Below are 13,854 nucleotides of genomic sequence, written 5' to 3'. Positions count from 1 at the left end.
GCTGGTGGGGTCGCCGGACGAGATCGTGGTGAGGAACGTGCGGTGGCTGGCGGGCTATCGGCACCCCCGGCATCTGGTGGGGCCAGTCACGTCCGGGCTGCGGGAGGTGTTCGCCAAGCCGCACCCGCTGATGGATGGCGCCGGGCTGGCGGGGGATCCGATCGCGGTGCTGCCGGTGCTGTTCCACCTGCTGTGGTCGCAGGAGCTGGTGGTGGACGTGTCGGCGCCGCTGCACGCCGCGGCGATGGTGTCAGCGGGGGTGCGGTGATGGCCCACAAACAGGCTGCCGCGTTGCGTCCCGGCGATTGGATCGTCCACGACGACGGCGATCACCAGGTGGTGGCCCTGGCCGGGACGTCGGTACGGCTGCGCTCGTCCGGCGGGGCCGAATCCGAAACCGACGCCGCCGCCCAGTCGCCCGCGTCGGTGGTGTCCTTCGGCGTCTTCGACGCCCACGCGGAAGCCGAAAGGTGGCTATGAGAAAGCCCGCCCCGTCCCCGAGACCCGACACGGGCACGCCCGAGGAGCTGCCGCCGGATAGCCCGCTCACCACCAAGAAAGGCTGGCGCCACTTCGTCGGGCACGATCCCGTCCCGCCCCAGCTGCTGCCAGCCGCCGAGCGGGCAGCGCTGAGCGGACAGGAGCGGATGCGGGCGGACGACCGGCGCCGGGAGTATCACGCCGATCTCCCGCTGGTGAACACCCCGACGATCCGCAACGTCATCGCCACCACGCGGCTGCTGGTCCAGCTCAACCGCAACCAGGTCTCCGCCCGCCGGGGCGTGATCCTGTCCGGCGCTTCGGGCACGGGCAAGACCACCGCCCTGACCCAGTTGGGGCAGGCCCACGAGCTCGCCATACGCAAACGGTATCCACGTGACGGCAACCGGCTCCCGGTCCTCTACGCCACGGTCCCGCCCGCGGCCACGCCGAAAATGCTCGCAATGGAGTTCGCCCGCTTTTTCGGCCTGACCTTCCCCACCCGGGCCAACGTGACCGATATCGTCGGCGCGGTCTGCGCGACCACCGCCCACGTCCATGTCGACCTCGTGCTCGTCGACGAGCTGCACAATCTCAATCTGGGCACCCGGTCGGGCGCCGAAGCATCCGACCAGCTGAAGTACTTCGCCGAACGTCTGCCCGCCACCTTCGCCTACGCGGGCATCGACATCGAGTCACGGGGCCTGTTCGCCGGCACCCGTGGAGGTCAAATCGCCGGACGCTTCGTCGTCATCCCCGCTGCCCCGTTCTCCCACGCCGACGATGGGGAGAAAGACGCCTGGCGGGACCTGGTGGGCACCCTGGAATCCATGCTCCGCCTGCACCACCACACGCCTGGCACGCTCACGGCCCTGAGCGAGTACATCTTCCATCGCACTGGCGGAATGATCGGCACCCTCTCCCAGCTCATCCGCGGCGCCGCCGTTCTGGCCATCGAGGACGAGAGCGAACGCATCACCGAGGAGCTGCTCGCCCTCGTCCCTGTCGACTTCGCGGCCGAGCAGTCCGAAAAACTCACCGCACCATCCAAATCCTCCTCCCGACGGAGACGGGTGGCCTGATGCTCATGCGCCGGCTTCCTGATCCCGTGCCGCCCGCCCAGCACGAAATCGCCGCCTCCTATATCGCCCGCCTGGCCCGACTCCGCGGCCTCGACATCAATGCTCTCTGGCGATGCGTCACCGAACGCGAAGCCTGAGGAGGCATCCGTCGCGTCGTCGTCCCCGAACGCCTCGCAGCCATCACCGGCCGGACCATCCACGCCCTCGCCGGTGCTCTGCCGGAACTACGCTCCCCTCAGCCGGACTGGGCCATGTTCCGTCACCAGCCACAACCCGGCTGCCCCCACTGCAACGCCAAACACCCCGGCGGCGAGGTCATCAGGATCATGCCGCACCACCGCTACGTCTGCACCCAACACCGGTTATGGCTCTGCCCATCCGACGCCGACGGACACACCACGCCCCTCGACGCCCTCCCCGAAGACGTTCAAGCACAGCGCCGACATCTGCGCATCCTCCAACGTCACGGCTGGGCCGTCACCTACGACGCAGTCCTCACCGCCATACTCATCTGCGGCCAGCTCTGGTCCCTCCCGGAGAACAAGAACGGCGAAGCATGGCACGACTGGGTCCGCCGGGCCCGGGCCCTCATCCCACCCGACACAGCCGAATCGGGCTTCTCCGTGGCACGTCTCTGCGCAGCGGTCTATCCCGAAGCCATCTCACTGGCCACTCTCTTCGCATCGCCCTATTGGAGACAACAAGCGCAGAAAACGACATGGGATCGCGACCGCTTCAACAGAAATCGCCCAACGGCTACGGCACCCTGACCACAACTTCCGTAAGTACGACTTCCGCCAAAACCGCTACAACGACCCCATGAACTACAGCGATCCCATCAACCATTGGGCGGACGTGACTTCCAGGCGCCCTCCGCTTTCCACATGCTCCCGTCAGGCACTGAAGTCAGCCACCACAAGCGCGTCACTGACAGCTCGGCGGAAGTCCCCAAACAACTACCTCACAGCACCAACTGATGAGAGCCAGCAGCTGTTGCGAGTACGGCGTGCCACGCTGCCCGGACTCCGATACGACCAGCAGAAGCATACGACCATTGGGACGTCGACCCGTTCGCCAACGACACCTACACCTACGAGACTTTTGCGCCTAATGGGGAACCCCTTCAAGTCGACTCCAGAATTCCTGAGTTCCGACGCGTGTTCCGTCGTTAGCGAGGATCGCAGCGGGACTGCACTTCAGCCGGAGCCGGATTTTACGCTCCCCGCTCGCCGAGAAGTTCTCGTTCCCAGCGAGCCCCGAGGCTACGAGCTCGCTGACAAACCTCTTCCAGATATCCGGACCGTATTCCTGGGCCCATTTGAGCCTATTGTCCTCCGGTTGATGGTCACTGCGGAGAATGACGGACTTCTCTACACGCCGTGCCATCGTCGTCAGATAGTGGCGCGCGGCAAGCACCTCGGTGGGCGGCAGGCCGTCACGCTTATCCTCGGCGTCGACGACATCGGCTCCGTAGCGTTGCAGCGCTTCGAGGATGTGCTCCTTGCGGTAGAGAAGTTCGTTCGGAAGCAGCAGTTCCACCAGGTCGGAGTGACGCACGCCTCGCAGTCCGGCCAGATCAAGGGGCGCACCGCTCACCCTGATCTTCTTGATTACGGTGTTCCTCAGCGTCAGGGACCAGCCTCCCACCGCAGGCAGAACAAGCCCGTCGACCTCGCATCCAATGATGCGCGTATTCACTCCCTGCACCTGTGAGAGGTCAATCCCGTCCGCGAACACGGCATTGAGCACGTCCGTACCAGGAATACGGCCCGTTTCTTTAATGACAGCCGCCCAGAGGGCGCCCAGGTTGGTGGCCGCGACAGTGGACTCGATCTGCTCTTTTTCCGCGTTTTGGAGTTGTGGCGCAAAGTTCGCGATGGCCTGAACGACACGTTCCTCTCCAGCTGCGGCGACAACTCCCGTGACGGTGGCCGACCGCCAGGGGGACTGCTTGAGCATCGCTTGGAACAGAGAAAGGTGTCCGTCCAGAAGGTAGCGGCTTGCGGCGCCCGCTAGGAACTGATCGAAGAACAGCTCGTGCTGGAAACGGAAACGGGAGACTGACGCATCGTCCGAGGCTGCGGCGAGTCCGCAGAGCACAGGCAGCCGTTGCTTGAGGTGACGCCGGCTGGACAGCTCACTGTCCATGGCGTACTCGGCTGCGTCCTGAAGCTCATGAATGTCCGCCTCGCGCTCTTCGTGGCTCGCCATGAACTCTGCGACGTACTCAAACATGCGCCGCAGTTCGACACGGTTCATGAGGGCGGTGTCCCCCTGCCCCGTCAGTTTTCCTTCCTCGCGCGCCACATACTTGTCGAGCAGTCGATCGGCAAGTGTGTTGCTCTTGATCTCGCCATCGTTCGGGTTGAGCGTCATCTCCGCGAACGCATGGGCAAAGAACGGGAGACCCAACAACTGACGGTCATGCTCAGACAGTTGCCCCAGGCCCTCGCGCGGCACTCCGTAGTCGTCAAGGAACGCCTCGATGTCCTCCGGGGACCACCGCTGCACGGCTGCGACTCTGTGCCGCACAAAGGGCAGTCCCTGCTCATTGGCGCGCTCAACACTGGAGCGGTACTGCCCCATGTAGTAGGAGGAACGCGCGGACACCACCACTACGCCCCGACCACCGAGTTCATCGAGCCAGGGACGTAGCGACCCTATCGCGTCGCTATACCCCACCCCGCCGAGCAGCTCGTCAAATCCGTCGATGAGCAAGGTCATCAGCCCGTTCCGACACAGGGCCTTCACACCTCTGTCTGTTAGGTTGCGGGTCGATGCGACAGCGCTGTCCACCACGGTGCGGAGGCTGTCGAGTACCTGGCCGGTGGAACGGACGTACAGGAACAATGCCTGGTTCGACGGTTCGCCCGCCAGCATCGCCCGCTCGACCTCCTGGGCACGGGTCTTCGCTGCGTCGAGCATCGCCCGTGTCTTGCCAATGCCCGCCTCACCGTTGATGAAGACCACTTGCGTCTGGCCGCGGTTGGCCTGGAGGTCCTGGTCGATGCCGTCGATGAGTTCGGCGAAGGTGCAGGCGGGCTCTGTCTGGCTGCCGTCGATGTCGGAGACAACGACCTTGCTCATCCGTGTCGTGCCGCGCTCCTGGGACACCCAACCCAGAGTGTCGCGCTCCTCGGCCAGCACCTTGCTCTCCATCTGCTCCAGCTTCTGCCGCAGACGCGTCGCAACTACCTGCCAGTTGGCGAGTGAACGCAGATAGTCCGAGTACGGGACCCAACCGGACTCCGCGCGCCACTGCCGGGCATTGTCGGGGCCCAGGCGGAAGTAGTCACGCCGAGGCTGGGTTCCCGTGCCCTCACCCGTCGCCTTGTCCCAGTAGTACTCAAAGCCGTGATCGTGGTCAGCGTAAACGGGCTCAGAGTCGTCATCGGCGAAGCCGCGAAGATCCTGCTCGACGTCCTTGATGAAGTACACCAGCGTGCCGTTGTCCGCCTTCTGCGCCTTCAAAAGAGGCTGAAGTGCCGCGCGGATCGCCTCGTCTGAGGGAGAACTGCTCACCGATCCACCGCCGAAGCAGAGGAAGCTGGGCTGGGCACGGGTGAACTTGGAGAAGAGGTGCCAGACACCGATCGGCTTCATGAATAGGTACGGCCACAGCGACACCCTGTCCCCGTCCCAGACGAAGGACGGCCGTTGGTCCCCCGACTCGCCCTCCTCAATCGACAGCTCGGCCTCGTTGAGGGACTCCGTAATCGCGTCGGCGATGGACTGAACCAGTTGGTCCAGCGTTGCCAACTCGGTTTCTCCGGCGGGCAGCGGCCCCCCGTGGCTGATGTGGTCGCGTAGCCGCTTGAGATCGCGCAGTTCCCTGGGCGCGCCTGGAAAGCCCTGATCGTAGAGATCCATAACCCTGGTGACGGCCCGGCCCACACGGTCGGCCGGCACTGTCAGACATTCGTCCAGCTGCTGTCCGACACGCCGTAGATAGGCGGTCCACTCGCCGAGGCCCGGGGAGCGCCCGACCAGCGCGGGGGCCCGTCCCGCTGCCCGCACAGTCGCCGCCGCCAGCAGCGCCAGAAAACGCAGCTCAAAGTCGAGGACGGAGAAACCCTCATGGATGCTGCGCGGGCGTCCCGCCGACAGGGGGGAATAGGAAGTCTCCATGCGGCGGAACACCTCGGCGGGAGTCGCCGACCTCGCCCCCTCGGCCATCGATCCTCCAGCGTGGTGCACTGTTCCTCCCGACTGGGCCCGCTTAGCAGTGGGACGCACCTTATCGATCGCGCGGAGCCCCTGCCGGGCCTGTGGACAAACAGACCAGCGGGCGCAGCGGTATAGCCCCGGTAGGCCTCCGCTCAGCACCACTTCTCCAACGACCTCGTCGACATGGTGGGTCAGCCACGCCGTCCTCGGCAGTCAAGCCCGCTCCCCTCTCCCCGCCAGACCGAAGATGCAAGAAGCACTTGCGCAGATCCAGGGCGTGAGTCCAATCGATTCGTTCATCGACCAGTCCAGCGGCAGGTGACGATGCAACAACAAACCGCACCGGACAATCAGCAGCCGGCGACCAGCGGTCAGCGAGGTGCCGGGGACTGGCGCCACCGCCGCACCAGTGGCCACGTGGCGACGCCGATCGCCAGAGCCAGCAAGTGGCCCCAGTTCGTCATCGGGTCCGTGAACGCGATCAGGTCGTCGACGAGCATGCCGCCGAAGCCGGCGAGCACCAGCCACCGCAGCCATGGCCTGAAGAGCCCGGTCAGCGCGCCGACGCTCGCCGCGACACCGAAGCTGATGCCGTAGTCGAGGCGGTGCAGGGAGCTGTCGGGCAGGTGCCCCGCAAGGACCGAGAGGCCGACGGGGACCTCGGTCGCGAGGGTGGCCACGACATGGCCGAGCAGGAAGACGCCCGCCGTGCGCAGCGCGCCGATGCGGCGCTCCAGGGCGGTGAGGACCAGCAGGAAGCCGATCGCGTACGGCGACGCGATGCCCCCCGCGATCCACAGCGCGCTGGCCACCAGGACGAGCAGCGGCTGCTGCGTCAGGTGCGCGACGTCCGTGCTGGAGTGCCGGTGCAGGTCGGAGATCAGGGACGGCTCCGCGTACTGCGCCAGGAGCGACGTCAACGCGAGGACCGCGGCATAGCCGAACGTGAAGGGCGTACCGGTGGGGGTCGGCAGGACGCGCCACAGACCGGTGGTCCACGGGCGCCGGCCGGGCGCCGTCGCCTCGGGGGTCGTCGCCTCGGGCGCGCGGTCCCGTTGTCGCGGGATGCCGTCCAGGCCGGGCGGGGCCGTCTCCTCGGGCGCCGCGGGGGCGGTGTCCTCGGGCGCCGCAGGGGCCGCCGACGCGCTCGGGTCCAAGGTGAGACGCTCCTTCCGTCATGTCCACCCTTTGCCGATCTTTCCGGCACTGTCTATGACCCGTGCCACGCCCCGCGTCACGTGAGACGCGAATCACAGCAACCCCAGGGCCCGTGTCCGCGTCCGCCCCGAACAGCGCCCCCCGCGGTCATACCCTGACCGCCATGCAAACCCACACCACCGCCCCCGTCGTCATCGACCGGCGCGAGGGGCCGTACGGCGAAGTCGTACTGCGGCGCCATGGTGCGCTTCTGCAGATCATCGCCAACGGCTGTTTCCTGATGGACACTTCGGACGGCCGCTCGGAGCGGCTCCTCGTCGACGCGGCGTACGACACCCTCGACGACCCCCGGGAGCCCGCCCTGCTCATCGGCGGCCTGGGCGTCGGCTTCTCCCTCGCCCACGCGGCGGCCGACCCGCGCTGGGGCCGCATCACGGTCGTCGAGCGCGAGCAGGCCATCATCGACTGGCACCGCGCGGGCGCGGACGCCCCGCTGGCCACGCTCTCCGGCGCCGCGCTCGCCGATCCGCGCACGGAGATCCTGCACACAGACCTGGTGGCGCATCTTTCCGGTGCCGACACCCCCGAAGGCGCCCCGAGGACGTACGACGCACTCTGTCTGGACATCGACAACGGGCCGGACTGGACGGTGACGGAGGACAACAACTCCCTCTATTCTCCGGCCGGTCTGGCGGACTGTCAGGCTCGCCTGAACCCGGGTGGAGTGCTCGCCGTGTGGTCCGCCAGGCCCTCGTCCGCTTTCGACTTCGCTCTACGGAATGCCGGGTTCCGGTCGGTACGGACGGAAGAGATCCCCGTTGCCCGAGGCGTACCCGACGTGGTTCATCTCGGCGTAAGGGCTGCGTAGCCGAGGTGCCTTCGCGACCCGTACCCTGCTGACCGAACACAAGCGATCAGTGTCAGGGGCGGGCGATGGAGCAGACACACACCTCCCACAACGGCGCGACGGCGGCGATGCCAGGCGCCCAGCGCCGGGTTCTGGTGGTCGAGGACGACGCGACGATCGTCGACGCCATCGCCGCCCGGCTACGCGCCGAGGGTTTCGTAGTGCAAACGGCGATGGACGGTCCTTCGGCGGTCGACACCGCGCAGGCTTGGCAGCCCGATCTGCTGATCCTGGACATCATGCTGCCGGGCTTCGACGGGCTCGAAGTGTGCCGCCGGGTGCAGGCCCAGCGGCCGGTGCCGGTCCTCATGCTGACGGCGCGCGACGACGAGACGGACATGCTGGTCGGGCTCGGCGTCGGCGCCGACGACTACATGACCAAGCCGTTCTCCATGCGGGAGCTCGCGGCCCGCGTGCACGTCCTGCTGCGCCGGGTCGAGCGCGCCGCGCTGGCCGCGACCACCCCGCGCAGCGGCATCCTGCGGCTCGGCGAGCTGGAGATCGACCACGCGCAGCGGCGGGTCAGAGTGCGCAGCGAGGACGTCCATCTGACGCCGACGGAGTTCGACCTGCTCGTCTGCCTGGCCAATACACCGCGTGCGGTGCTCTCGCGCGAGCAGCTGCTCGCCGAGGTGTGGGACTGGGCGGACGCCTCGGGCACCCGGACCGTCGACAGCCACATCAAGGCGCTGCGCCGGAAGATCGGCGCCGAGCGCATCCGTACGGTGCACGGCGTCGGGTACGCCCTGGAGACCCCGACCCCCTGAGGTGAGCCGTCCTATGACAGGTCCCTTCGGCGGGCTGCGGCCGTTCTCCATCAAGACCAAGCTCGGCACCCTGGTGGTCGTCTCGGTCTTCATCACCACGGGTCTGCTGATGGTGGCGATGAAGACGGAGACGGAGCTGCGCTTCATCACCGTCTTCTCCGTGATCGCCACACTGCTGATCACGCAGTTCGTGGCGCACAGCCTCACCGCGCCGCTCGACGAGATGAACTCCGTGGCGCGCGCCGTCTCGCACGGCGACTACACGCGCCGCGTGCGCGGCGCCGACCGCCGTGACGAGCTGGGCGACGTGGCCACCACGATCAACCGCATGGCGGACGACCTGGAGGCCCAGGACCAGCAGCGCAAGGAGCTGGTCGCCAACGTCTCGCACGAGCTGCGCACCCCCATCGCGGCGCTGCGCGCGGTCCTGGAGAACGTCGTCGACGGAGTGTCCGCCGCCGACCCGGAGACCATGCGTACGGCCCTGAAGCAGACGGAGCGGCTCGGGCGGCTGGTGGAGACACTGCTCGACCTGTCCCGCCTGGACAACGGCGTCGTACCCCTGCGGGCCCGCCGCTTCGAGGTGTGGCCCTACCTGTCGGGCGTCCTGAAGGAGGCCAACATGGTGGCCTCCGCGCGCGCGGGCATCGCGTCGGGCTCCGGCAGTCACACGCGTACGGACGTGCATCTGCACCTGGACGTGACGCCGCCCGAGCTGACCGCGCACGCGGACGCCGAGCGCCTGCACCAGGTCGTGGCGAACCTCATCGACAACGCGGTCAAGCACAGCCCGCCGCACGGCCGCGTCACCGTGCGCGCCCGCCGCGGCCTCTACCCCGAGTCCCTCGACCTTGAGGTCCTCGACGAGGGTCCCGGCATCCCGGAGTCGGAGTGGCACCGGGTCTTCGAGCGCTTCAACCGCGGCAGCCACGCCAACACCCCTCCGCAGGGACCCGGCAGCGACGGCGGCACCGGACTCGGGCTCGCCATCGCGCGCTGGGCGGTCGATCTGCACGGCGGTCACATCGGAGTGGCCGAATCCCCTCGCGGCTGCCGGATCCAGGTCACCCTTCCGGGCCTGCCCGAACTGCGAAGTTGACGTATCGTTCGAAACGGAAGCGATTCGCGGGCGCATCGGAAGCGCGCCCGGGTGAAGCCGCCGCGCAGGGCAAGGCCCGCGCGGCAATTCTGCGTTCCGGAACCTCGCTTGTTTCCCGCCATTTACGCCGCCGAAACCATCCGTCCAGTGTGACTTACGCGACGGATGACGGGCCCGGCCTGCACCTGGCGGCGATGGAGGCGTAGCCTTGATTCCCGCTGTCCATCACCTTGTGAAGCGGAAGAGGGCGGTTACCGCCGTGTCGTCACAGTCCCCCAGTAGCTCGAGCATCTCGACCGACCAAGACGGGCAAGGCAAGAGCCCTGCTGCTGCCTTCGGTCCCAATGAGTGGCTCGTCGACGAGATCTATCAGCAGTACCTCCAGGACCCGAATTCGGTCGACCGAGCCTGGTGGGACTTCTTCGCCGACTACAAGCCAGGAGCGGGCGCGTCACCGGCCGCCGCCCCGGCCAAGCCGGCGGGTGACGCAGCCGCGGGGGCTGCGGCCACCAGTGCTCCCGCCGAACCGGCGAAGCCCGCGGCCTCTGCCGCGCCCGCCGCCCCCGCGGCCCCTGCCGCGAGCAGCACGGCCGCGCCGAAGGCCGCTCCCGCCGCGGCGAAGCCTGCGGCGGCAAGCAGCGCCGCAGGCGCCCCTTCCTCCAAGCCGGCGGCTGCTGCCGCCAAGGCAGCTGAGCCGGCCAAGCCCGCTGCCGAGGCCCAGGGGCCCGAGTACGTGACGCTGCGCGGCCCCGCCGCCGCGGTCGCGAAGAACATGAACGCCTCCGTGGAGGTCCCGACGGCGACGTCGGTCCGCGCGGTCCCGGTGAAGCTGCTCTTCGACAACCGCATCGTCATCAACAACCACCTCAAGCGCGCCCGCGGCGGGAAGATCTCCTTCACGCACCTCATCGGGTACGCGATGGTGCAGGCCATCAAGGCCATGCCGTCGATGAACTACTCCTTCGTACAGAAGGACGGCAAGCCGACGCTGGTCAAGCCGGAGCACATCAACTTCGGCCTCGCCATCGACCTCGTGAAGCCCAACGGCGACCGTCAGCTGGTCGTCGCGGGCATCAAGAAGGCCGAGACGCTGAACTTCTTCGAGTTCTGGCAGGCCTACGAGGACATCGTCCGCCGCGCACGCGACGGCAAGCTCGGCATGGACGACTTCACCGGCGTCACGGTCTCGCTGACCAACCCCGGTGGCCTCGGCACCGTCCACTCGGTCCCCCGCCTGATGCCCGGACAGTCGGTCATCATGGGCGTCGGCTCGATGGACTACCCCGCGGAGTTCCAGGGCACCTCCCAGGACACCCTGAACAAGCTCGGCATCTCGAAGGTCATGACGCTCACGTCGACCTACGACCACCGGGTGATCCAGGGCGCCGCCTCGGGCGAGTTCCTGCGGATCGTCGCGAACCTGCTGCTCGGCGAGAACGACTTCTACGACGAGATCTTCAAGGCGCTGCGCATCCCCTACGAGCCGGTCCGCTGGCTCAAGGACATCGACGCCTCGCACGACGACGACGTCACGAAGGCCGCCCGCGTCTTCGAGCTGATCCACTCCTACCGCGTCCGCGGCCACGTCATGGCCGACACGGACCCGCTGGAGTACAAGCAGCGCAAGCACCCCGACCTGGACATCACCGAGCACGGCCTCACCCTGTGGGACCTGGAGCGTGAGTTCGCCGTCGGCGGCTTCGCCGGCAAGTCGATGATGAAGCTGCGCGACGTCCTCGGCGTCCTGCGCGACTCGTACTGCCGCACCACCGGCATCGAGTTCATGCACATCCAGGACCCGAAGCAGCGCAAGTGGCTGCAGGACCGCATCGAGCGCACCCACGCCACGAAGCCCGAGCGCGAGGAGCAGCTGCGCATCCTGCGCAGGCTGAACGCCGCCGAGGCCTTCGAGACGTTCCTGCAGACGAAGTACGTCGGCCAGAAGCGCTTCTCCCTGGAGGGCGGCGAGTCCGTCATCCCGCTGCTCGACGCCGTCATCGACAGCGCCGCCGAGTCGCGTCTGGACGAGGTCGTCATCGGCATGGCCCACCGCGGCCGCCTGAACGTCCTCGCGAACATCGTGGGCAAGTCGTACGCCCAGATCTTCCGTGAGTTCGAGGGCAACATGGACCCCAAGTCCATGCACGGCTCCGGCGACGTGAAGTACCACCTGGGCGCCGAGGGCACCTTCACCGGCCTCGACGGCGAGCAGATCAAGGTCTCGCTCGCGGCGAACCCGTCCCACCTGGAGACGGTCGACCCGATCATCGAGGGCATCGTCCGCGCCAAGCAGGACATCATCAACAAGGGCGGCACGGACTTCACGGTCCTGCCGGTCGCCCTGCACGGTGACGCGGCCTTCGCGGGCCAGGGTGTGGTCGCCGAGACGCTGAACATGTCGCAGCTGCGCGGCTACCGCACGGGCGGCACGGTCCACATCGTCATCAACAACCAGGTCGGCTTCACCGCCGCCCCGGAGTCGTCGCGCTCCTCCATGTACGCCACGGACGTGGCCCGCATGATCGAGGCGCCGATCTTCCACGTGAACGGCGACGACCCCGAGGCCGTCGTGCGCATCGCGCGGCTCGCGTTCGAGTTCCGTCAGGCGTTCAACAAGGACGTCGTGATCGACCTCATCTGCTACCGCCGCCGCGGTCACAACGAGTCGGACAACCCGGCGTTCACGCAGCCCCTGATGTACGACCTGATCGACAAGAAGCGCTCGGTGCGCAAGCTCTACACCGAGTCCCTCATCGGTCGCGGCGACATCACCCTGGAAGAGGCCGAGCAGGCGCTTCAGGACTTCCAGGGGCAGCTGGAGAAGGTCTTCACGGAGGTCCGCGAAGCCATCTCGCAGCCCGCCGAGGCCGAGGTCCCGGCCCCGGAGGCCGAGTTCCCGGTGAACGTCGACACCTCCATCTCCCAGGAGGTCGTCAAGCGGATCGCCGAGTCCCAGGTCAACATCCCCGACCGGGTCACCGTCCACCCGCGTCTGCTGCCGCAGCTGCAGCGCCGCATGTCGATGGTCGAGGAAGGCACGATCGACTGGGGCATGGGCGAGACCCTCGCCATCGGTTCGCTGCTCCTTGAGGGCACGCCGGTCCGCCTGTCGGGCCAGGACTCGCGCCGTGGCACGTTCGGTCAGCGCCACGCGGTGCTCATCGACCGTGAGACGGGCGAGGACTTCACGCCGCTCCTGTACCTCTCCGAGGACCAGGCGCGCTACAACGTCTACGACTCGCTGCTCTCCGAGTACGCGGTGATGGGCTTCGAGTACGGCTACTCGCTGGCCCGTCCCGAGTCCCTCGTCATGTGGGAAGCGCAGTTCGGTGACTTCGTCAACGGCGCGCAGACGGTGGTGGACGAGTACATCTCGGCCGCCGAGCAGAAGTGGAACCAGCACTCCGGCGTCACGCTGCTGCTGCCGCACGGCTACGAGGGCCAGGGACCGGACCACAGTTCCGCCCGCATCGAGCGCTTCCTCCAGCTGTGCGCGCAGAACAACATGACGGTCGCGATGCCGACCCTTCCGTCGAACTACTTCCACCTCCTGCGGTGGCAGGTGCACAACCCGCACCACAAGCCGCTGGTGGTCTTCACCCCGAAGTCGATGCTGCGCCTCAAGGCGGCGGCCTCGAAGACGGAGGAGTTCACGACGGGTGGCTTCCGCCCGGTCATCGGCGACGACTCGGTCGAGGCGTCGGCGGTCCGCAAGGTCGTCTTCTGCTCCGGCAAGCTGTACTACGACCTGGAGGCCGAGCGGAAGAAGCGCGAGGTCACGGACACCGCGATCATCCGCATCGAGCGCCTGTACCCGCTGCCGGGTGCCGAGCTCCAGGCGGAGATCGCGAAGTACCCGAACGCCGAGAAGTACCTGTGGGCGCAGGAGGAGCCGGCGAACCAGGGCGCGTGGCCCTTCATCGCCCTCAACCTCATCGACCACCTGGACCTGGCGGTCGGCGCGGACATCCCGCACGGCGAGCGCCTGCGCCGCATCTCGCGGCCGCACGGCTCGTCCCCGGCGGTCGGCTCGAAGAAGCGCCACGAGCAGGAGCAGGAACAGCTCCTGAGCGAGGTCTTCGAGGCCTAGGCCTGAGCGGTTCGTTCGAGCGGTTCGTACGGCGGTGGGCCCGGTCCCGAGTGCTTGTCACCCGGGGCCGGGCCCACCGGCGTATCGGCTTATCCTGAATGTCC

Annotated in this window: 10 protein-coding genes; 8 read left to right on the top strand and 2 right to left on the bottom strand. The window is 67.5% G+C overall.

The window, feature by feature from the left end; genetic code table 11:
- The first annotated feature begins 4 nt into the window (after positions 1 to 4).
- From AB0I66_RS20275 to AB0I66_RS20260, 4 genes are all read left to right on the top strand, one after another.
- The gene (locus AB0I66_RS20275; protein WP_363209237.1) at positions 5 to 268 is read left to right on the top strand and encodes a hypothetical protein; all 264 of its coding nucleotides are present in this window, start codon (positions 5 to 7) and stop codon (positions 266 to 268) included.
- Positions 268 to 480 (top strand): hypothetical protein, encoded by a 213-nt coding sequence (locus AB0I66_RS20270; RefSeq protein ID WP_363209236.1) that lies wholly within the window; start codon positions 268 to 270, stop codon positions 478 to 480. The genes AB0I66_RS20275 and AB0I66_RS20270 overlap by 1 nt, the downstream gene beginning before the upstream one ends.
- Positions 477 to 1,562, top strand: coding sequence for a TniB family NTP-binding protein (locus AB0I66_RS20265; protein WP_363209235.1), 1,086 nt, complete (start codon positions 477 to 479; stop codon positions 1,560 to 1,562). Before AB0I66_RS20270 ends, AB0I66_RS20265 begins: the two co-directional genes overlap by 4 nt.
- A gap of 251 nt (positions 1,563 to 1,813) precedes the next feature.
- Positions 1,814 to 2,332 (top strand): hypothetical protein, encoded by a 519-nt coding sequence (locus tag AB0I66_RS20260; RefSeq protein ID WP_363209234.1) that lies wholly within the window; start codon positions 1,814 to 1,816, stop codon positions 2,330 to 2,332.
- Positions 2,333 to 2,669: 337 nt separating this feature from the next.
- Here the strand turns inward: AB0I66_RS20260 and AB0I66_RS20255 are convergent, their stop codons facing one another.
- Positions 2,670 to 5,690: a hypothetical protein gene (locus AB0I66_RS20255; protein WP_363209233.1), complete on the bottom strand. Its 3,021-nt coding sequence runs from the start codon at positions 5,688 to 5,690 to the stop codon at positions 2,670 to 2,672.
- Between the two features lie 410 nt (positions 5,691 to 6,100).
- Complete coding sequence (locus AB0I66_RS20250; protein WP_363209232.1) at positions 6,101 to 6,886, bottom strand: rhomboid-like protein; 786 nt, start codon at positions 6,884 to 6,886, stop codon at positions 6,101 to 6,103.
- 164 nt (positions 6,887 to 7,050) lie between these two features.
- Between AB0I66_RS20250 and AB0I66_RS20245 the strand changes: the two genes are divergently transcribed.
- The 4 genes from AB0I66_RS20245 (at position 7,051) to AB0I66_RS20230 (ending at position 13,750) form a co-directional block, all read left to right on the top strand.
- On the top strand, positions 7,051 to 7,755 hold the full coding sequence (locus AB0I66_RS20245) for a spermidine synthase (protein WP_363209231.1): 705 nt from the start codon (positions 7,051 to 7,053) through the stop codon (positions 7,753 to 7,755).
- Between the two features lie 65 nt (positions 7,756 to 7,820).
- Positions 7,821 to 8,561, top strand: a complete 741-nt coding sequence (locus AB0I66_RS20240) for a response regulator transcription factor (protein ID WP_363209230.1) — start codon at positions 7,821 to 7,823, stop codon at positions 8,559 to 8,561.
- Positions 8,562 to 8,574: 13 nt separating this feature from the next.
- Positions 8,575 to 9,660 carry a HAMP domain-containing sensor histidine kinase gene (locus AB0I66_RS20235; protein WP_363209229.1) on the top strand — a complete coding sequence of 362 codons (1,086 nt, stop codon included), beginning with the start codon at positions 8,575 to 8,577 and terminating at the stop codon, positions 9,658 to 9,660.
- A 259-nt stretch (positions 9,661 to 9,919) separates the two neighbouring features.
- Positions 9,920 to 13,750 carry a multifunctional oxoglutarate decarboxylase/oxoglutarate dehydrogenase thiamine pyrophosphate-binding subunit/dihydrolipoyllysine-residue succinyltransferase subunit gene (locus tag AB0I66_RS20230; RefSeq protein ID WP_363209228.1) on the top strand — a complete coding sequence of 1,277 codons (3,831 nt, stop codon included), beginning with the start codon at positions 9,920 to 9,922 and terminating at the stop codon, positions 13,748 to 13,750.
- Positions 13,751 to 13,854 lie beyond the last annotated feature (104 nt).

The organism is Streptomyces sp. NPDC050439, assembly GCF_040655335.1.
In the GTDB taxonomy this organism is placed as follows: Bacteria; Actinomycetota; Actinomycetes; order Streptomycetales; family Streptomycetaceae; genus Streptomyces.
Note: the sequence above shows the minus strand (reverse complement) of the source record. Positions and strands in the feature narration are given on the sequence as shown.